18 protein-coding genes and 2 tRNA genes are annotated in these 19699 nt (G+C 73.4%); 11 read left to right on the top strand and 9 right to left on the bottom strand.

What is annotated here, in order from left to right:
• Positions 1-140: 140 nt before the first annotated feature.
• The 4 genes from ACH54P_RS01360 to ACH54P_RS01345 all read left to right on the top strand — a co-directional run bounded on the left by ACH54P_RS01360 (position 141) and on the right by ACH54P_RS01345 (position 3150).
• Positions 141-638 (top strand): M20/M25/M40 family metallo-hydrolase, encoded by a 498-nt coding sequence (locus ACH54P_RS01360; RefSeq protein WP_489910452.1) that lies wholly within the window; start codon positions 141-143, stop codon positions 636-638.
• Positions 639-687: 49 nt separating this feature from the next.
• Positions 688-762 (top strand) — tRNA-Pro (locus ACH54P_RS01355).
• A gap of 9 nt (positions 763-771) precedes the next feature.
• A tRNA-Asn gene (locus ACH54P_RS01350) sits at positions 772-844 on the top strand.
• A 26-nt stretch (positions 845-870) separates the two neighbouring features.
• Positions 871-3150 (top strand): hypothetical protein, encoded by a 2280-nt coding sequence (locus ACH54P_RS01345; protein WP_489910451.1) that lies wholly within the window; start codon positions 871-873, stop codon positions 3148-3150.
• A 335-nt stretch (positions 3151-3485) separates the two neighbouring features.
• On the opposite strand, the gene ACH54P_RS01340 is transcribed toward ACH54P_RS01345, so the two are convergent.
• Both ACH54P_RS01340 and ACH54P_RS01335 read right to left on the bottom strand, forming a co-directional pair.
• The gene (locus tag ACH54P_RS01340; RefSeq protein WP_489910450.1) at positions 3486-4961 is read right to left on the bottom strand and encodes an FAD-dependent oxidoreductase; all 1476 of its coding nucleotides are present in this window, start codon (positions 4959-4961) and stop codon (positions 3486-3488) included.
• 4 nt (positions 4962-4965) lie between these two features.
• Positions 4966-5868: an AurF N-oxygenase family protein gene (locus tag ACH54P_RS01335; RefSeq protein ID WP_489910449.1), complete on the bottom strand. Its 903-nt coding sequence runs from the start codon at positions 5866-5868 to the stop codon at positions 4966-4968.
• Positions 5869-6041: 173 nt separating this feature from the next.
• On the opposite strand from ACH54P_RS01335, the gene ACH54P_RS01330 reads away from it, so the two are divergent.
• Positions 6042-7610, top strand: a complete 1569-nt coding sequence (locus tag ACH54P_RS01330) for an adenylate/guanylate cyclase domain-containing protein (protein ID WP_489910448.1) — start codon at positions 6042-6044, stop codon at positions 7608-7610.
• Here the strand turns inward: ACH54P_RS01330 and ACH54P_RS01325 are convergent.
• Positions 7607-8620, bottom strand: coding sequence for a zinc-dependent alcohol dehydrogenase (locus ACH54P_RS01325; RefSeq protein WP_489910447.1), 1014 nt, complete (start codon positions 8618-8620; stop codon positions 7607-7609). The genes ACH54P_RS01330 and ACH54P_RS01325 overlap by 4 nt on opposite strands.
• An 89-nt stretch (positions 8621-8709) precedes the next feature.
• Between ACH54P_RS01325 and ACH54P_RS01320 the strand changes: the two genes are divergently transcribed.
• Together ACH54P_RS01320 and ACH54P_RS01315 are read left to right on the top strand one after the other, a co-directional pair.
• Positions 8710-9315, top strand: coding sequence for a TetR/AcrR family transcriptional regulator (locus ACH54P_RS01320; protein ID WP_489910446.1), 606 nt, complete (start codon positions 8710-8712; stop codon positions 9313-9315).
• Positions 9312-10937: a CocE/NonD family hydrolase gene (locus ACH54P_RS01315; protein WP_489910445.1), complete on the top strand. Its 1626-nt coding sequence runs from the start codon at positions 9312-9314 to the stop codon at positions 10935-10937. The genes ACH54P_RS01320 and ACH54P_RS01315 overlap by 4 nt, the downstream gene beginning before the upstream one ends.
• A gap of 258 nt (positions 10938-11195) precedes the next feature.
• On the opposite strand, the gene ACH54P_RS01310 is transcribed toward ACH54P_RS01315, so the two are convergent.
• Entirely contained in the window at positions 11196-12410 is a 1215-nt protein-coding gene (locus tag ACH54P_RS01310; protein WP_489910444.1) for an amidohydrolase family protein, read from the bottom strand.
• Positions 12411-12512: 102 nt separating this feature from the next.
• Between ACH54P_RS01310 and ACH54P_RS01305 the strand changes: the two genes are divergently transcribed.
• Together ACH54P_RS01305 and ACH54P_RS01300 are read left to right on the top strand one after the other, a co-directional pair.
• Entirely contained in the window at positions 12513-12944 is a 432-nt protein-coding gene (locus ACH54P_RS01305; protein WP_489910443.1) for a MarR family winged helix-turn-helix transcriptional regulator, read from the top strand.
• Positions 12945-13092: 148 nt separating this feature from the next.
• Positions 13093-15045, top strand: a complete 1953-nt coding sequence (locus tag ACH54P_RS01300) for a DNA/RNA non-specific endonuclease (protein WP_489910442.1) — start codon at positions 13093-13095, stop codon at positions 15043-15045.
• Between the two features lie 4 nt (positions 15046-15049).
• Here ACH54P_RS01300 and ACH54P_RS01295 read toward each other — a convergent pair whose 3' ends face one another.
• Positions 15050-15526: a DUF3237 domain-containing protein gene (locus ACH54P_RS01295; protein ID WP_489910441.1), complete on the bottom strand. Its 477-nt coding sequence runs from the start codon at positions 15524-15526 to the stop codon at positions 15050-15052.
• Entirely contained in the window at positions 15523-15963 is a 441-nt protein-coding gene (locus ACH54P_RS01290) for an ester cyclase (protein ID WP_489910440.1), read from the bottom strand. Before ACH54P_RS01290 ends, ACH54P_RS01295 begins: the two co-directional genes overlap by 4 nt.
• Before the next feature lie 73 nt (positions 15964-16036).
• Between ACH54P_RS01290 and ACH54P_RS01285 the strand changes: the two genes are divergently transcribed.
• Positions 16037-16636 (top strand): TetR/AcrR family transcriptional regulator, encoded by a 600-nt coding sequence (locus ACH54P_RS01285; RefSeq protein ID WP_489910439.1) that lies wholly within the window; start codon positions 16037-16039, stop codon positions 16634-16636.
• 152 nt (positions 16637-16788) lie between these two features.
• Here ACH54P_RS01285 and ACH54P_RS01280 read toward each other — a convergent pair whose 3' ends face one another.
• Entirely contained in the window at positions 16789-17463 is a 675-nt protein-coding gene (locus ACH54P_RS01280; protein WP_489910438.1) for a GntR family transcriptional regulator, read from the bottom strand.
• A 22-nt stretch (positions 17464-17485) separates the two neighbouring features.
• On the opposite strand from ACH54P_RS01280, the gene ACH54P_RS01275 reads away from it, so the two are divergent.
• On the top strand, positions 17486-17902 hold the full coding sequence (locus ACH54P_RS01275) for a VOC family protein (protein ID WP_489910437.1): 417 nt from the start codon (positions 17486-17488) through the stop codon (positions 17900-17902).
• Here ACH54P_RS01275 and ACH54P_RS01270 read toward each other — a convergent pair.
• Both ACH54P_RS01270 and ACH54P_RS01265 read right to left on the bottom strand, forming a co-directional pair.
• Positions 17882-18901: a TerC/Alx family metal homeostasis membrane protein gene (locus tag ACH54P_RS01270; RefSeq protein ID WP_489910436.1), complete on the bottom strand. Its 1020-nt coding sequence runs from the start codon at positions 18899-18901 to the stop codon at positions 17882-17884. The two genes, ACH54P_RS01275 and ACH54P_RS01270, sit on opposite strands and share 21 nt — an antisense overlap.
• Positions 18902-18979: 78 nt before the next feature.
• The gene (locus tag ACH54P_RS01265) at positions 18980-19675 is read right to left on the bottom strand and encodes a TetR/AcrR family transcriptional regulator (RefSeq protein WP_489910435.1); all 696 of its coding nucleotides are present in this window, start codon (positions 19673-19675) and stop codon (positions 18980-18982) included.
• Positions 19676-19699 lie beyond the last annotated feature (24 nt).

Here is a 19699-nt window from a genome sequence, read left to right as displayed (position 1 = left end):
GTTCGAGGCGAGCGCCGACGGCGCGGTGAAGACCGCCCGCAAGGGCGTCGGGCTGTTCAAGGTGCACGCGAAGGGCGTCGAAGCCCACGCCGGCCTCGACCCGGCGAAGGGCGCGAGCGATCGACGAGCTGGCGCGGGCGGTGCTGGCGCTGCACGCACTGTCCTCACCGGACACCGGCACGACGGTGAACGTCGGCGTGATCTCCGGCGGAACCCGGCAGAACGTGATCGCGGGCGCGGCTTCGGGCGAAATCGACGTCCGCGTGGCGAGCGAGGCGGAGGCCACCCGCGTCGACACCGCGTTGGCGGCCCTTTCGGCCCGCGACCCGCGCGCGACGATCACGGTGGAGGGAGGCTGGAACCGGCCGGTGATGGAGCGCTCCGAGCCGATCGCCGAGCTGTACGGCCTGGCCCGCGAACTGGCGGCCGAACTCGGGGTGACGCTGCACGAGTGCTCGGTGGGCGGAGCCAGCGACGGCAACTTCGTGGCAGCACTGGGTCACCCGGTCCTGGACGGCTTCGGCGCGGTGGGTGACGGTGCGCACGCGCGGCACGAACACATCAGCGTCGCGGGGATGCTGGAACGGACGGCCCTCGCCGCCGCACTCCTGCACCGGCTCGGCAGCGGCGGAAAGTAGGTCGCGCCGCGCCGTCCCGGCCGATTACCCTGCCCCGGCGGGGAAACGACATGGAGTGGATCAGGGGTAGATCGCCCGGCTCGGGACCGGGAGGGCGCGGGTTCGAGTCCCGCCTCCATGTCCACCCCCGCACCTTGGAGTAGTTCAGCAGGCAGAACACCCGGCTGTTCTCCGGGAAGGCGCAGGTTCGACTCCTGCCTCCAAGTCTCGTTTTCCACCAGGGGGAGGGTCCATGGCGCACGAAGCGTCGCCCGGTTACGCCTACGGGCAGCTCGAACGAGCGCTGCGCACCGCGGCGTCCGCCGAGGACGGCGAAACCCGCCGTCGTGCCCGGGCGAAGGCCGGGCGGTGGCAGGACGTCCTCGACGGCATGGCCGACGGCACTCTCCGCGCCGGGTCGCGGACGCCGGTCGCGGACACCCCGGCGTGGGTGACCCTCGAGGTCGCGCACGGCGGGTTCGCCACCGGCCGGTACCTCGCCGAGGTCCCGGTGCGCCCGGACGAGCTCCCCGCCGGCGCGCCGGCCACCACCGAGCGCGAGGAGCTCAACCTCTGGTACCTCACCGACGCCGGGCTCGCCGCCCTGCGTGCCGCACTGGCCACCGAGGCCTACCGGATCGCGGTTCCCGAGGACGCCGCGCTGCCGGTCGTCGCCTGGCTGCTCGACCACGGGCACGCCGAAGCGGCGCTCGACCTGGTCGCCGAGCTGCGCCCGCTGCTGCACCGGCTGCGCCTGGCCCCGCCCCCGGGCGCGGCGCCCCGGCCGGCCGGGGCACTGGTGCGGCTGAGCACCGTCGGCGAGGTCCGCGAGAACCTGCGTTCGGCGGCACCGAAGCCCGCGATCGCGGCCATGCTCGAGACCCTGCGGATCTGGCACCCGTTGTTCGACCGGCTGGTCGCCCTCTGGGCCGAGACGGTCGACGGCGACCTGCCGCGGCTGACCGGGACCACCGTCACCGGCGGCTGGCCGTGCCGGACGTGGCCGGCCGGCTGGACGCAGCGGCGCGCGCGGTGGCTCGCCGACTACGAAGCCGCGAGTGCGCGGCACACCGCGTCGACCGCCCACCGGCACCCGAAGAGCAACTTCGCCCGGCTGCGCCGCGCGCTGCTGGCCTGCGAGCACGACAGCACCCGCCTCACCGGCCGGGACGTCGGCTGGATCCGCCGTGCCCTCGCCAACACGGTCACCAAGCACGGCGAGCCGGGCTCGCAGCGGCGGGCCGCGCTGCGGTCCGGGCAGGCGGAAGTGGCCGCGCGGCCGACGTACGCCGAGCTCGCGGCCGTGCTGGCCGTGCGGCTCGACGACTACCCCGCCGACGGCGGCCTCCCCGCGCTCGACCCGATCGCCGCGGAAACCGGCTCGGGGCACGCCATCCCGGCGCACCTGGTCGCGAAGGTGGCGCGGGCGCTGGAGGCACCGATCGGGGAACTGGTCGCCCGCGACGTCATCACGTCCGCCGACGTGCTGGCGACGGTCCTGCCGCAGATCACCGCGCAGCTGCTGGCGGCGAACTTCGAGGACGATGCCCTGGCCGCGCTCTACGCGCAGACCTACGCGGCCTTCCGGCGGCGTCGCGGGCTGCTGCTGCTCGACCTCGAGCACCAGATCCGGCTCGAGGAACTGCCGTGGGTCCGGGCGCTCGAGCCGTTCCGGGTGCGCCGTCCCGACGCCGCCCGGGCGGCCCGCCAGACGCTGACGCAGACGGTGCTGCTGGCCCTCGGCTCGTTCCCGCAGGCGATCCTGCCGAACACGCTGGTCCGCGAGCTCGGCGCGCTGGCGAAGCAGGCGGGGCTGCCGATGCCGCTGGTGGAGGAGGTCGCGGCCGACATCTTCATGGGCACGTTCACCCCGAAGTGGCGCACCGCCGCGGCGGTCACGAGCCAGGTCATGGCGGGCACGCTCTACGCCCGGTACTACGACCTGCCGGCGTGGCCGCCGCCGGAGGCCCCGCGCTCGCGCTGGGCCCGCGCCCTGGGCCACCGGACGGCCGACGACTTCGCGGCGGTCTGCACGGCCCGGGCGGCCGAAGCCCGTAACGGCCGCTCCGGTTTCGTCGCGGCCAACGGCACGGTGCTCGAGCAGAGCCAGATCCTCACCACGCACAACCTGGCGGTGCTGGTCGAGGCTTTGGACCTGCGGCCCCGGCTGCGTGAGGCGGGGCCGGGGCTGGCCGGGGAGGTGTTCGCGTGGGTGGTGCGCCGCCTGGCGATGCGGGTGAACCACCACCACGAGGGCCGGCAGCGGATCAAGAACATCGCCTACGCCTGGCGGCAGGCGATCTTCTTCTTGAGCTTCTGTACCCCGGCCGAGCAGCAGGAGGCGGTGGACCGGCTCGGCGAGCTGGTGACGGAAGCGGGTTTGGAGGACCGCTTCGGCCCGGCGGTGACGGGCTTGGCCCACACGGTCGCGGGCGGCCGTTTCAAGCCGGACGGCCGGGTCGCGGGCGAACCGGGGCGACGGCTCCTCGGCTGGACGACCGGGCCGCACTGGTGCCTGCCGGAAAGCCGGTAGGGGTACCGGCTCACGCACCCCAAGGTGGCGATGGGTGCGCCCAACGCACCCCACGCGGCGTTCGGTGCGCCCCACGCACCCCACGCGGCGTTCGGTGCGCCCCACGCACCCCACGCACCCCACGCGGCGTTCGGTGCGCCCAACGCACCCCACGCGGCGTTCGGCGCGCCCAACGCACCCCACGCGGCGTTCGGTGCGCCCAACGCACCCCACGCGGCGTTCGGCGCATCCCACGCATCGAACGCCACGTTGGGGCGCTCTGCCCGAAGCGCGCCAACGTGGGCGAGCCAACGGAAACCGGCCCACCAATCACCGCGCCGGGTCTCCCCCGCGGTTCAAGCGCGGCCGCCGAGTCTGGCGCGCAAGCCGGTCCGCCGCCGCCGCGGTAGCCGCCCCTCGACCGCGTCCTCCAGCAGCGCCCCCACCGTCTCGCGCGCGCACGCCTTGTTCGCCCCGATGCCTCCCGACGGGCCGCGCTTGATCCAGCCGGCCACGTACGTCCCCGGCACGCCCGAAACCCGGCCGGCCACGTTCGGCACGGTCCCCGTCTCCTCGTCGAACGGCAGCCCCGGCACCGCGGCACCGCGGAAGCCCGCCGCGCGGATCACGCGGCCCGCCGGGATCTCCACCTCGCCCGCCGGGCCCGAGGCGACCACCCCTCGGACCTCCGTGTCACCGCGGAACGAAACCGGCGACGAATGGAACCGCAGGACGATCCGGCGGCCGTCCGGGGGCGGGGACGACCAGTCCACCACCGACCGCGGCACCCCCTGCAGCAGTGCCGCCTTGTCCCCCGGTGCGGCTTCGTCGATCGCCGTCTCGATGCGCGGGTCGTGGGTGTCCACCACCAGGTTGCCGCGGGCTGCCAGGGCCAGCAGTTCCGGCCGGGTGCAGGCCGCCGTCTCCGGGCCGCGGCGGGCCAGCAGCACCACCTCGCGCACCTTGGCCGACCGCAGCCGGGCCAGCGCGGACGGCGCGATCGCCGTCCCCGCCAGGGAATCCGGGTCCGCCGTGAGGATGCGGGCGATGTCGAGGGCGACGTTGCCGGTCCCCACCACGACGACCCGCTCGGCCGAGAGGTCGACGGGCACGGCGTCCGGGTGGCCGTTGTACCAGCCCACCACGGCCGCCGCCGGCAGACTGCCGGGCAGGTCCTCGCCCGGGACGCCGAGGCGCCGGGCTTCGGTGGCGCCGACCGCGTAGAGCACGGCGTCGTACTGGGCGGCCAGCTCGTCGGGGACGGCTTCGGTGCCGAGGCGCAGCCGGAGCCGCGGGTGGTCGTGGAGCCGCGCGAACGTCTCGCCGATCTTCTTCGTCGACGGGTGGTCGGGCGCGACGCCGTAGCGGATCAGGCCGCCGGCCACCGGCAGGCGGTCGATCAGCGTGACCCGGGAGTTGGTGTGCAGCAACAGGTCCTCGACGGCGTACATCCCCGCCGGGCCGGTGCCGACGACCGCGACGTCCAGCGGCGCGAAGTCGCTCGGCAGGATCCGGCCGAACTCCGGCGGCGCCCACCGGTGGAAGTTCGGGGCGGCCGTGGCCTGGGCGAGCACGTCCTGTCCCGCGTAGTACTCCGCGTTGATCTCCTCGTACGCCCGCAGCGGCCCGGTCAGGTCGCCGGCCGGGAAGATCGCGTCGACCGGGCAGGCGTCGGCGCAGGCGCCGCAGTCGATGCACGTGGCCGGGTCGATGTAGAGCATGTCCGTGCGCCCGAAGCCCGGCTCGTCCGGCGTCGGGTGGATGCAGTTGACGGGGCAGACCGACACGCAGGTCGCGTCGGCGCAGCACGTCTGGGTGATCGCGAAGGCCATGGCGTCAGATGAGGTGCGCGCGCTGGTAGAACCACAGCGACGGCTTGGTCAGCAGTCCGGCGGAGTGCAGGAACTCCATCAGCCCGGAGCAGCTCGAGCGCAGCATCGACTTGTGGTGCTCGTTCGCCTTCGCCTCGCGCCGCGCCCGCTTGCCGTCGAGCCCGGCGTTCTCGTAGACCCGGGCGTTCACCATGCTGGTGACGATGAAGTACGACGCGATCGCGACCACCAGGCCGTTGATCTGCCGCCGCAGCCAGCCGGCGCCCTCGAGCCGCTCGCGGGTCTCCTCGCGGGCGAACTTCATGTGGCGCGACTCTTCGACCACGTGGATGTTGTTGATGGTGCGCACGAACGGGGCCACGCGCTCGTCGCGCATCCAGTCGCGCTGCATGACGTCGAGGACCTCTTCGGCGACGAGGATCGCCGCGTAAGCCGCCTCGCCGGTGGCGGTGGCCTTGAAGACCCGGCCCAGCTCGACGACGAACCGGCGCGGCCGGTAGGCGGGCGCGCGCAGCTTCGCCGCGCCGCGGGCGAACATGATCGAGTGCCGGCACTCGTCGGCGATCTCGGTCAGCGCCCACTGGAACGCCGGATCGGTCGGGTCCTTGGCGTAGAAGTCGCGCAACACCATCTGCTGCAGGATCATCTCGAACCAGATCCCGGTGCTGGCCACCGACGCCGCCTCCTGGCGGGTCAGCTCGCGCTGCTGCTCCGGCGTCATCTCGGCCCAGTAGGAGGTGCCATAGAGCGTGCTCCACTCCGGACTCGCGCCGTGGTGGGCGGTGTCCAGCGGCGTCTCCCAGTCGACCTCCTTGACCGGGTCGTAGGAGAGCTGCTCCGACGAGTCGAGCAGGCGCCGCGCCACGGCCTCCCGGTCCGACACGCCCGGTTCGCTGATGCTCGTCACGACCGACCTCCTCGTCAGGTGTTACCGCAGTTCACTGTTACCAACCGTAACACATACTCGGCCGGGTGCACACCGGGACGCGGGACGCCGGACACGCCGAGGCCGGCTGCTCGCACCCGGAGCCAGTTTCGGTGTACATTCGTTCACTCAATCGCCTCGATCGGCAGGAACCGGTGCTCTCACCCAGCGACTCCCCCGCCCGGCCCGGCCCCTTCGGCTCCGGGCTGCTCGGGCCACTCGGCCAGAACGTCGCCGCGTTGCGCCGGCGCGTCCAGCGCCTGCTCACCGCGGCCCTGATCGCCACCAACGTCATCGGCGCCCTGGTCGTGGTCGGGCTCGCGGCCCTGCTCATGCCGGCCCCGGGCATGTCCGGCGACCTCCTGCGGGTCACCGCGGTCGCGGTGCCGGTGTACGTCGTCGCCGCGGTCGTCGCCGGCACGCTCTGGGGCACCCGCGGCGCGCTGCGGACCCTGCGCTGGGCCGCCGACGGTCGCCGCCCGACCGACGCCGAACGCGCCGCGAGCCTGCGCGTCCCGCTGCGGCTCACCGTCGTCCAGGCCGTGCTGTGGGGTATCGCGACGCTGCTGTTCGGCGGGCTCGCCGCGCTCGTCCAGCCGAAGGTGATGCTGACCGAGCTCCTGGTCGTCGCCTTCGCCGCCGTCGTCGTCTGCGCGATCGCCTACCTGTTCGGCGAGTTCGCGCTGCGGCCGTACGCGGCGCTCGCCCTCGCCGACACCACCGAGCCGCGCCCGGTCAACGGCGGCGTCAACCTGCGGATGCTGCTGTTCTGGTGCCTGGGCACCGGGGTGCCGGTGGCCGGGCTGGTGGTCACCGCGGTGCTGGCGTGGGTGCGCGGCGACGTCTCCACGACGAAACTCGCCGTGTCGGTGATCGCCCTCGGCCTGGTCGTGCTCTGCTTCGGCCTGCTGGTCACGGTGTTCACCGCCCGCGCCGTGGTGAACCCGATCCGCTCGGTGCGGGACGCGCTCGCCCGCGTCCGGGCCGGCGACTTCGACGTCCGGATCCCGGTCTACGACGGCACCGAGCTCGGCCTGCTGCAGGCCGGGTTCAACGACATGGCGGCCGGGCTGGCCGAGCGGGAACGGCTGCGCGACCTGTTCGGCAGGCACGTCGGCCACGAGGTCGCGACCGAGGCCATGCGGACGTCCGAGGGCAGCACCGCGCTCGGCGGCTCCGTGCGCACGGTGTCGGTGCTGTTCGTCGACATCGTCGGGTCGACGACGCTGGCCGCGAGCCGCCCGCCCGAGGAGGTCGTCGAGCTGCTCAACCGGTTCTTCGCGGTCGTGGTGGACGAGGTCGACCGGCACCACGGGCTGGTCAACAAGTTCGTCGGCGACGCCGCCCTGGCGGTCTTCGGCGCGCCCGCCCCGCTCGGCGACCACGCGACCTGCGCCCTCGCCGCCGGCCGCGCGATCGCCCGCCGGCTGGCCGCCGAGGTCCCCGACGGCCCGGCCGGGATCGGCGTCGCGACCGGGGACGCGGTCGCGGGCAACGTCGGCGACCCGCGCCGTTTCGAGTACACGGTGATCGGCGACCCGGTCAACGAAGCCGCCCGGCTGACCGAGCTGGCCAAGAACGCGCCGGGCCGCCTGCTCGCCTCCTGGACCGCCGTCGAAGCCGCCGCCACGGACGAGGCAGCCCAGTGGACGGCGACCGAGGACGTCACCCTGCGCGGCCGCACCCGCACCACGACCCTCGCGTCCCCGCGCGTCCCGGCCTAGCGCCGCGGGTCGATGTGGATCTTCGGGCCCCCGCCCGCCACCCGCTCCCCGGCCAGCACCGCGCCGGCTTCGCCGAGGCCGACGGTCGCCGCGACGAGCGGGCGGGGGTCGACCGCGCCGCTCGCGTAGGCGGCGATGGTTTCGGCCAGCCCGGGTGAGGCGGACAGGACGCCGACGGCCGTGACGTCCTTCAGCACCAGCGCCCGGGTGTCGAGCCGGCTGGGGCGGCCGGCCAGTCCGATGCAGACGACCCGGCCGGCGGGTTCCACGAGGTCCACGGCGAGCGCGGGCAGGTCGGCGGCGCCGGTGGCGTCGACGACCGCGTCGAAGGGCAGGTCCGGGAGCGTGTCGCGGGTCCAGACGTGCTCGAAGCCCAGGCCACGGGCGAACGTGTCGCCGTCCTGGCCCATGAGGTGGACTTCGGCGCCCGCCGCCCGCAGGAACATCGCGGTCAGCAGCCCGATCGTCCCGGGCCCGAGCACGAGGGCCCGGTCGCCGGCACCGGCTCCGGCCGCCCGCGCCGCGCGCAGCGCGTTGCCGCCCGGCTCGACCAGCGCGCCGAGCACGGCGTCCACCGAGCCGGGCAGGGCGTGCAGCGACCACGCGGGAACGGCGAGCTTCTCGGCCAGCGCGCCCGGCCGCCCGCCGCGGATGCCGACCTCCTGCCGGTTCTCGCAGGTGTGCTGGTGGCCCTTCCGGCAGCGGCGGCAGGTCCGGTCGCCCAGCATGGTGTCGCCCATGACCCGGCGCCCGAGCCAGGCGAGATCCACGCCGTCGCCCACCGCGGTGACCGTGCCGGCCCACTCGTGCCCGAGCCGCATCGGGTACGCGGAGTGGCCCTGGTGCAGGTAGGTCATCTCGCCGGTGAAGAACTCGACGTCGGTCCCGCACACGCCGGCCCGCTCGACGTCGACGACGACCTCCCCCGCCACGGCCTCGGGCACCGGGACTTCCCGCACCGAAAACTCCCGCGGCCCGGTGAGCACGAAGGCCCGCATCGTCGACGTCATGGCTGCATGCTCGCACCCGCCGCCCGGCGACGAACCGGCCCCCTGATGAACACTTGCCTTTTTATTGACAGCTGTCCATTATCTACGGCGTGGAGGCCGACTGGACGACCGAAGCCCCCGCCAAGGACCGGCGGGTGCGCCGGTCGCGTGCCGCGCTGATGCGGGCCGCCGTCGAGCTCGTCAGCGAGCGGGACTCGGCAGCCGTCCCCGTCTCCGACATCGCCGAGGCGGCGGACGTCAGCCGCCAGGTGCTCTACCAGCAGTTCGGGGACCGGGACGCGCTGGTGCTGGAGGCCGCGCTCGACCTCGTCCGCCGCGAACTGCTGGACGAGCTCGCCCGGGCCACCTACCCCGACGACTCCCGCGAGTCGATGCTCGCGCTGGCCCGGCACTTCGCCGCGCACCGGCGGTTCTACCGGGCCCTGCTGACCAGCTCGTCGGCGTTCGCCCTCAACAAGGCGCTGACCGGGCTGTTCCTGCCGCTCAACCGGCAGCTCATCGGCCGGCACGGCGACCGGCTCGGCCCGCGGGGGGTCGAGGACCTGGCCCTCTTCCTGACCGGCGGGGCCGCCGCGGTCGTCAACACGTGGGTCATCGAGGGGCCGGACCCGCTCGATCCCGAGGAGTTCGCCGACCGGCACACGCTGCTCCGGTCGGTCGTCACGGCGATGATCACGAAGGAGCCCGGCCGGTGAACCCGATCAGCCACCTCATCGAGCGTCTGCTCAAGCTGCCCCCGCCGGTCACGCGCGACCTCACCGTCCAGCGGGACCTGCGCGTCCCGATGGCCGACGGCGCCGAGCTGCTGGCCGACCGGTGGGCGCCGCGCACCGGCGGCGACGGGCTGCCGACCGCGTTGCTGCGCAGTCCCTACGGCCGCCGTGGGGTGTTCGGCACGGTGCTGGCCAGGCCGTTGGCGGAGCGCGGCTTCCAGGTGCTCATGCAGAGCACCCGCGGCGGTTTCGGCTCCGGCGGCGTCTTCGACCCGCTGCGGCAGGAACGCGAGGACGGCGTCGCGACGCTGGAGTGGGTCGTGCGGCAGCCGTGGTTCGGCGACGCGATGGTGCTCGTCGGCGGCAGCTACCTGGGTTACGTGCAGTGGGCGGTGGCCGACCGCCTGCCGCCGCAGGTCAAGGCGATGATCCCCCAGATCACCGAATCCGGGCTGACGCTGGAGTTCCTGCGGGAGGACGGCCTTTCGCTGGAGACGCCGTTCGGCTGGGGCGTCCAGGTCGCGGTCCAGGAGCGCCGCTTCGCGCTGCTGCGGCAGCGCGCCCAGGCGAAGAAGCTGAACCGCGCGCTGAACACGCTGCCGCTCGGCCGGGCCGACGTCGTCGCGATCGGCCACCGCTCCGACTACATCCAGGACGTCCTGGCCCACCCCGGGAACCACCCGCGGTGGGCCGCGATCAACCACCGCGACCGCGTCGCGGACGTCACCGTGCCGGTCAGCTCGATCGGCGGCTGGTACGACATCTTCCTGCCCGGCCAGCTCCGCGATTTCCGGACCCTGCAGGACGCGGGACGGCGGCCGCGGCTGACGGTCGGGCCGTGGACCCACGCGGGACGGCCCGACCTGCTGGCCGGCTTCGGCACCACGCTCCGGGAAACCCTCGGGTTCGGGCTCGCCCACGCCCGCGGCGAGGAACCGCCGGAGCGGGCGCCGGTCCGGCTGTTCGTGATGGGCGAGGAAGCCTGGCGCGACTTCGCGTCATGGCCGCCGGAGGGCTATGCGCCGCAACGGTTCCACCTCGGGTCCGGCGGCACGCTGACGCCGGGCGCGCCGGGCGCGTCGGAGCCCGACGGCTACCGCTACGACCCGGCGGACCCGACCCCGGCGGCCGGCGGCGTCCGCATGGCCCCCGACGCCGGCCGGGTGGACAACGCGGCGCTGGAAGCCCGCGCGGACGTCCTGACCTACACCACGGCCGTGCTGGACGAGGACGTCGAGGTCATCGGGGAGGTGAGCGCGGAGATCTGGTTCCGCTCGAGCCTGCCCTTCGCCGACGTCTTCGTCCGGCTCTGCGACGTCGGCCCGGACGGCCGTTCGGTCAACGTCTGCGACGGGCTCACCAGCCTCACGGACGCGGACGAGCTCGCCGCCGTCCCGGTGCGGTTGTGGCCGACGGCCCACCGGTTCCGGCGCGGGCACCGCATCCGGGTCCAGGTCTCCAGCGGCGCTTTCCCGCGCTACGCCCGCAATCCCGGCACCGGCGAGCCCCACGCGACCGCGGTCACGCTGCGCGCGGCGGACCAGGAGGTCCACCACGACCCCGGCCACCCGTCGGCGATCGTGCTCCCGGTCCGCACCTCGTGACCGGCCGAGGTGCGGGGGTAAGGCCCTGGCCGGCCAGGTGCGTCCCTCGCCGCCAGGTCGCACCCTAGCCAGCCGAGGGCTTTTCCCAGCGCCAGATCGCGCCCTAGCGGGCCAACCGCGTTCCCCGCCGCCAGCTCGCGCCCTAGCCGGCCAACCGCGCCCCCGCCGCCAGATCGCGCCCTCCCCCGCCAAGCGCTTTTCCCAGCGCCAGATCGCGCCCTAGCCGGCCAACCGCGCTCCCCGCCGCCAGATCGCGCCCTAGCCGGCCAACCGCGCTCCCCGCCGCCAGATCGCCCGCGTGTTCAGCGTGTCGCCGATGTCCACCGTCGGGTCGCCGTCGACCAGGAGGAGGTCGGCGCGGAGGCCTTCGGCGATGCGGCCCCGGTCGCCCAGGCCGAAGCGGCGCGCCGTGGTCGCCGTGGCCGCGCGCAGGGCCTGCGCCGGGGTCAGGCCGGCCGCCACGAGGTACTGCAGTTCGTGGTGCAGGCTCGCTCCGTGCGCCAGGCCGCCGAAGAACGTTTCGGCCATGGACGCGTCGGTGCCGGCCAGCAGGTCCACACCCGCGCCGTCCAGCGCCCGCACCGTGGCGAAGACGTCTTCGAGCTTCCCCTGCGGGTAGCGGTCGTAGCTGGAGCGCAGGGTCTCGTCCCACTTGGCGTCGAGCCGGCCGGCGACGCGCGGGTCGTCGGCGAGGTCGCCGCCGCCGATGCCCATCATCGAGGCGTTCAGGCAGATGCAGGGGACGACGAACATCCCCGTCTCCGCGATGAGGGTGATGATCTCCTCGGTGTGCGGGCGGTCCATGAACACATGGACGACGCCGTCGACCCCGGCCTCGGCGGCCATCCGGGTGGCGTCGAGGGTGAGGGCGTGCGCCACGGTGAGCGCGCCGTGCTTCTTGGCTTCGGCCACCCCCGCGTCCAACGTGGCCTGGTCGAGCATCGGCAGCCCCGGGTGCCCTTCGACGCTGCCGTCGTCGATCATGAACTTGATGTAGTCGGAGCCGCGCGCCAGCAGCTGCGGGACGAACGCGGCCGCCTCCTCCGGTGTGGTGGCGAACGGCATCAGCGGCCGGACCGGCGGCAGCTCCCCGGCCGGCCGGAACCCCTCCGGCATCAGCTCGCTCGGGTGCCCGCCCGGCGGCGTGATGGCGAAACCGGCCGACCGCACGTCGGCGACCGTGTCGTCGCCGGTGACCTGCCCGCGGTTCTCGCGGGTGTTCATGCCCTGCATCTCCAGCTCGGTCGTCACGCCGAACCGCAGGGCCAGGGCCAGGGAACCCGGGGCCGAGTGGACGTGCGCGTCGATGAGGCCGGGCAGCAGGGTCGCTCCCCGGCCGTCGACGACGTCGGCGCCGTCGGGCACCTCGCCGCCGACCTGGCGGATCCGGCCGCCCTCGACGACGACGGTCCGGACCCCGAGGGCCTTCTCCCCGTCGAAGACCCGGGCACCGGTGATGGCGGTGAGCGCCACGGCGACCCACCTCGCTTCCTGACTCGAACGGATTTACATACCCAATGCTATGCATTTGACCTAAGGTATGCAAATGCCGGGTGGTCCACTACGCTCCACCGGGTGAGCGCTTCCGGCGATGCCCCCCTGGACCAGATCGGCCCGGCGCTGTCGAGGCTGCGCCGGCGCACCCCGGCGTCGGGCAAGGACCTGTCCCGCAACCTCGTGCTGAACGTGGTCGCCGACGCACCGGGCGAGATGACGGTCGGCGGGCTCGCCACCGAGATGGGCGTCGCGCAGCCGGTGGCCAGCCGCACGGTGGCCGCCTGCATCGCCGACGGCCTCCTGCGCCGGGCGGCGTCCCAGGCCGACGGGCGCCGGACCGTGCTGGAACTCACCGAGCGCGGCGAAGCCGAACGCGGCCGCTTCGCCGCCGAGCAGCGGAAAGCGTTCGAGGACATCACCGCAGAATGGTCACCCGAGGACCGGGACCGGTTCGCGCGGCTGCTGGTCCGCTACAGCGCCGACGCGGCCGCCTGGTCCCGCCGGCGCTGAACCCGGCGGTTATTTTCCCATTTCCCCAAACGGTGCGAAAACCCACCATCACAGCCTGGGCCCCATTCCCGCGGACACGCCGGAAAGCGTGTAACGCACATCGGGCGAACCCGACTAACGCGGCGGAGAACGCCATCGGGGAGGCACCGTGGACGTCAAGACCGAACGGCCGTCCGGGCAACAGGAAGCCGTCGCCGCGCGAGCCGGCCGGCGCACCGAAGAACGGCGGGCCAAGATCGCCCTGCTGCGCACGCCCGGCGGCATCGCCCACGCCGACCAGCCGAGCCGCGTGGCCACCCGGATCGACCGCCTCGGCCGCTACTACCCCGACGTGCGGCCGGTCAGCCCCGCGGCGATCGCGGCGGGCGACCCGGCGGCGATGACCGCCGCGAGCGCCATCCTCGAGCGGATCATCCTCACCAACGACCTCCTCGGCGTGGGCTACCTCGAAGGCGGCGTCCGGGCTTCGAGCGCGGTCGGCCGGGTGAACATCCGCGACGACCGCGGCCGGCTCGCCGGCTACGGCACGGGTTCGCTGGTGTCGCCGGAACTCCTGCTCACCAACCACCACGTGCTGCCCGACGCGACGACCGCCGGGTTCAGCGTCGTCGAGTTCGACTACCAGGACGGCGTCGACGGCCTTCCCCGGCCCGTGCGGGCGTTCGGGCTGGACCCGGACCGCTTCTTCATCGCCGACGAAGGCCTCGACTTCGCCCTCGTCGCCGTCAAGGCGACCGCGGACGAACTGAGCCCCTTCGGCTTCAACCGGTTGATCGGCACCGAAGGCAAGGCGATCGTCGGCGACTTCGTCACCATCATCCAGCACCCCCAGGGCGGCAAGAAACAGGTCGCGCTGCGGGAAAACCGGATCGTCGACGTCCTCGAACAGTTCCTCCACTACGAAACCGACACCGAACCGGGGTCGTCCGGCTCGCCGGTGTTCAACGACCAGTGGGAAATCGTGGCGCTGCACCACGCCAGCGTCCGGGCCGACGGGCACGCCGAGTTCGGCAATTTCCTCAACGAGGGCATCCGGGTCAGCCGATTGCTGGAGTTCCTGCGCGGGAAACAGTTCCCCGCGGCGCAGCAGGCGCTCCTCGACCGGCTTTCCGCCCGGCCCGAACGCGCGACCCCGGCGCCGCGGCCGTCCCTTCCGGACGCCACGCCGCAGGTGCTCACCCTCACGACGCCGTTCGACATCCGGCTGCGCGCCGAACCCGCCGCCGCGAAACCGGAAACCGGCCGGATCGACCCCGACTACTCGAACCGCGAAGGCTACGACCCGGGCTTCCTGCCCGGGCACACCGTGCCGCTGCCCGGCCTGCCCGACGCCCTCGTCCCGCTGGCGGCGATCAACCGGCAGGCCACCCGCGAACCGCGGTACGTCCTGCCGTACCACCACTTCAGCGTCGTCATGCACAAGGAGCGGCGCCTGGCGCTGTTCACCGCGGTCAACATCGACGGGCGCACCAGCCAGTCCCTGCACCGCGAGGCCGACCACTGGTCGCTCGACCCGCGCGTGGACGTCGCCGAACAGGTCGGCGAGGAGATCTACCGGGACAACCCGCTCGACCGCGGCCACCTGGTGCGCCGTCTCGACCCGGCGTGGGGCGCGACGGAGGCGATCGCCCAGCTCGGCAACGACGACACGTTCCACTTCACGAACTGTTCGCCGCAGCACAAGGACTTCAACCAGAACAAGACCACGTGGGCCGGGCTCGAGGACTACGTGCTGAAGAACGCGGACAACGCCGACCTGAAGGTCAGCGTGGTGACCGGTCCCGTGCTGGCCGAGGACGACGACCGCTACCGCGGTGTGCGGCTGCCGCGCCAGTTCTGGAAGGTCGTCGCGATGGTCAAGGCCGACGGCACCCTCTCGGCGACGGCGTACCTGCTGAGCCAGGAAGAGCTCATCAAGGGCCTCGAAGCGGCGACGGAGTTCAGCTACGGCGCCTACCGCACCTACCAGGTCCCGGTCCGCCGGATCGCCGAGCTGACCGGGTTGACGTTCGGCGACCTGCCGGACGCCGACCCGCTGGCCGGCCTGGAGTCGACGAGCCAGGCGAAGGAGATCCGGGGCGAAGGGGACCTCGTGCTCTGACGCCTCAGCGGACTTCCGCGACCCGGTAGGCGATCCCGCCCTCGACCAGGTAGCCCGAGCCGACGCCGACGACGTCGTTGAGCCAGGCGTAGTCCGGCGAGCCGGTCTCGAAGAGCGGGTTGGTGCGGAAGTAGTACCGGGCGGGGTCGATCTCGTGCCGCCGTCGCGGATCGGCCACCTGCTCCCGCAGCTCGGGCGGGGTCACCCAGCGGCCGCCGTAGCTCATGTGGACCAAGGCGCCGTCGTGGGTGCGCAGCGTCAGGCGGACGTCGAGCGTCATCGTGCCGTCCCGGCGGAACCGCGCCCAGTCGCCGCCGCCGCGGACGACTTCGCCGCGCAGCCGCGGCCCGTGGAACGTGCCGCCGGCGGCGCCGAAGAGCACGCGGGGCCCGATCGGCAGCGGGTCGTTCAGGTCGACGACGAGGTCGAAGAGGTGCTCGGTGCGGACGTCCCCGACGTCCTTGATCCGCGGGTCGGTCACGCGGCCAGCCTTTCCAGGGCGGCGTCGGCGGAGACGCCGGAGCGGGCGCAGAGCGCCGCGAGGTCGAAGGAGAAGTGTTCGCTCGCGATGCGGTCGTCCGCGAAGGTGAACCGCAGGAACACCGGCAGCTCGGCGCGGCGGCCGTGCGGCGTGAGGCCGAGCCAGCCTCGTGCCATGGTCAGGTGGGCGGTTCCCCAGCACGCGAGCGTGCCGCCGGAGCACGCGTGGCCCTCCAGCGTCACGGCGTAGTCCGGGAACGACGTGAAGAACCCCCTGAGCGCCTTCTCGTTCTCGGCCAGGCCGCGCGCGGTCACGCCGAACGCGGGCGCCTCCAGCACCACGCCGGGGTGGAACAGCCGCAGCGCGGCCGGCACGTCCTGCCGGCTCTTCGCCTCGGCCAGGGCCTGGACCAGCTCGAACATCCGGTGATCGTCCATGACGGCTCCTTTCGCCCACAAAACATACGACCGGACGTATTCTTTTGGCAAGGGCTGTGCCAGGATGGTCCCGATGACCGAACTCGAGGACCGGCGGCTCCTGCGCGGCGCGCGAGCCCGGCAGCGGATCGCGCGCCGCGCGGTCGACATCGCGTCCGTGGAGGGCCTGACCGGCCTGAGCCTGGGGCGGCTCGCGACCGACCTCGGGCTGAGCAAGAGCGGGATCCAGACCCTGTTCAAGACCAAGGAGAACCTCCAGCTGGCCGCGGCCGAAGCGGCACTGGCGGAGTTCACCGCGGCGGTGCTCGTCCCGGCCCGGGAGGTCCCCGACGGCGCCGCGCGGCTGCGGGCGCTGACGGAGAACTGGATCGCCTACGCCGAGACCCCCCTGTTCGAGGGCGGCTGCTTCTGGTCCGCGACGCTGCCGGACTTCGACAGCCGCCCGGGCCAGGTCCGCGACGTCCTGCTCGCCCAGCACGACGCCTGGCTCGCCCACCTGGCGGCCCGGCTGCGGCACGCCGTCGAGGCGGGCGAGATCCGGGACCTGGATCCGGACCTCACGGCGTTCCAGCTCGACGCGGTCCTGGTCGCGGCCAACACGGCAATGCGCCTGGGTGACACGAGCGCCGCCGGGAAGGTGCGGCGGATCGTCGACCAGCTCTTCGGCAGCTGACCGGGGGCGCCAGGCCCGCGCCTGCCCCGGCCGAACGCCGGGAGCACCACCTCCGCGCCGCCGGGCGGGCGCCCGCCGCCAGTCCCGCGCCCGAGCGCCAAGGCGGGCCGATCGCTTCCTCCGCGTCCCCGCGATCGCGAACCGGCGCCCCCTCAGTGCGTCGGTCGCGCGGGCCGTCCATCGAGGATCTCGAAGGCGTGCCGCCGGTGCTCGGCGAACAGCTCGAGCGCCCCTTCTCGGTCGCGGTCCCTGAGGGCGTCGGCGAGCTGCCGGTGCTCGGCGGGAATCCCCGCCAAATAGCCCTCCGTTTCCACGCCGATCCGGGTGAGCAGGAACAGGTGGACCTGGGAGCGGATCGCCTGCCAGGCCTCGCGCAGGCGACGGTGGCCGGCGGCGGCGTACACCGCGTCGTGGAAGGCGAGGTCGCTGCGGACCATCTCGTGCTCGTCCGCCGCGCGTTCCATCCGCCTCACCGCGGCGTCGATCGCGGCCAGGTCTTCGTCGGACGCGCGGTCGACCACCAGCCCGACGGCGAGCCCTTCCAGCGCCGCGCGCAGGCTGTCCAGCTCGGCGACGTCCTCTTCGGACAGTGCGGTCACCGTCGTGCCCCGGTGCCACTCGCCGCGGACGAGGCCCTCGCGCTCCAGCTTGAGCAGCGCCTCCCGCACCGGCCCGCGGCTCACCCCCAGCGCCTCCGCCAGCTCCACCTCGCGCAGCGGGCTGCCGGGCGGGGAGACGCCGTCGAAGATCGCGTCCCGGATGCGGTCGGCGACCTCGTCGGCCAGCCCGCGGCGGCGGGCGGGCGCCATGCCCCGCGTACTCGTCATGTCCGAATGTTAACATTGCGACATGAGCATCCCCCGCTTCCACCTCGCCATGCCCGTGGACGACCTCGCCGCCGCCCGTCGCTTCTACGGGGAGGTCCTCGGCCTCGACCAGGGCCGCAGCAGCGAGACCTGGACCGACTGGAACCTGCACGGCCACCAGTTCGTGACGCACCTGGCGCCGGCCGGGCCGAAGCGGATCCACAACCCCGTCGACGGCCACGACGTGCCGGTGCCGCACTTCGGCCTGATCCTCACCGTTCCCGAGTTCCAGGCCCTCGCCGACCGGCTGCGCGCCGCGGGGACGGAGGTCGTGATCGAGCCCTACGTCCGCTTCGAGGGCCAGACCGGCGAGCAGTGGACCATGTTCCTGCTCGACCCGGCCGGGAACGCCCTGGAGTTCAAGGCGTTCGCCGACGACTCACAGGTCTTCGCGGTCTGAGACCGGTGAGCCATCTGAGACGTCGGAGGCCCGCAACGAACCCGGGTGCGCCTTCGCCGCCGGATCGCGCCGGGTCTTGACGAGGCTCGCGACCGTCACCACGACCAGGATGCCGATGATCACCGCGAGGCTGACCGGCGTGGCGATCTCGGGCACCCGCGCGTCGATGTCGACGTGCGCCCAGTGCAGGATCAGCTTGACCCCGATGAACGCGAGGATCACCGCGAGCCCGGCGGAAAGGTAGACCAGCCGGTCGAGCAGCCCCTTCACGAGGAAGTACAGCGCCCGCAGGCCCAGCAGGGCGAACGCGTTCGCGGCGAAGACGATGTACGCCTCTTCGGTCACGCCGAACACCGCCGGGATCGAGTCCAGCGCGAACAGCAGGTCGACACCGCCGATCGCGACCAGGACGACCACCAGCGGAGTGACCGCCCGGCGGCCCGCCACCCGGGTGGTCAGCCGGCCGCCGTCGTAGGCGTCCGAGACCGGCAGCACGCGCCGCGCGGTCCGCACCACGACGTTGTTTTCGATGTCGGGGTCGGAGTTCCGGTGCCGGAACAGCTGCACGCCCGTGTAGATCAGCAGCAGGCCGAACAGCAGGAACATGAAGGAGAACAGCGCCAGCAGGGTCGCGCCCAGAGCGATGAAGATCGCCCGCATGACCAGGGCGAGGACGATCCCGAACGTGAGCACCTTGTGCTGGTGCTCCTCCGGGACGGCGAACGTCGTCATGATGATCACGAAGACGAACAGGTTGTCGACCGACAGGCTCTTCTCGACGATGTAGCCGGCGAAGTACTCGGCGCCGAACTCGCCGCCGTGCGCCAGCGTCAGCCACACCCCGAACGCCACCGCGACGAGGATGTAGCCCACCGACCAGGCGACCGCCTCGCCGAACCCGACCCGGTGCGGCCGGACCGCGGCGAGCACGAGGTCGAGGGCGAGCAGCCCCAGGATGACGCCGATGGTGGCGAGCCAGGTGCCGACCCCGATGCCCATCCGCTCCCCCGCTCCCGGTCCTGCCCGCGATCCTAGGGGCGGACCGGCGAGCGCGCACGGCAGCTCCACAGTGGACGGTCAGGGCGCGGAGAGGTCGGCCGCCGCCAGCGGCGCGTGCGGATCGAGTTCGACGCCGCCGGCGCGGAGGGTGTCGTCCACGATCCCCCACACCCAGCGGGCCAGCAGGGCGGCCAGCTCGGCGCGGTCGACGCCGCGGGGGTGCTCCAGCCACCGCGAGGTGCTCGACTCGACCAGGCCGACCAGCCCGAACGCGACCGCTTCGCAGACGCGCGTCTCCACCCCGAACAGGCCGAGGTAGTGCTCGAACACCACGGTCAGCTGCCGCGCGATCGCGGTCTTGCCGTCGGCGAAGACGTCCGCGGCGCCGTCCGTGCCGGTCACCGCGTGCCGGGTCAGGTAGCGGTAGAGCGACCCGTGCTCGGCCAGCCAGCGGGTGTGCGCGCCGATCGCCGTGCGGATCAGGTCCATCGGCGTGCCGCTCGGGGTCCACAGCGGCGCGAACTCGGCGGTGATCAGCTCGGCCACCCGGCTCGCGATCGCGTGCTGCAGGTCGGCGGCGCCGTCGAAGTGCCGGTAGAGCCGCGTGCGGGCCACGCCGGCTTCGTCGGCGATCTGCTCGGTGGACACCTCGGGCCCGTGCCGGGCGATGGCGCGCAGGCCGGCTTCCACGAATTCGCGGCGACGGCGGTCGCGCTGGCCGGCCCACCGCGCGGCCCGGCCGTCGGGGGACCTCGGCGGGTTCGGCGACGTCATCACACCGGAGTGTAGCGGCGTCCG

The organism is Amycolatopsis sp. N2S4-7, assembly GCF_058119595.1.
Note: the sequence above shows the minus strand (reverse complement) of the source record. Positions and strands in the feature narration are given on the sequence as shown.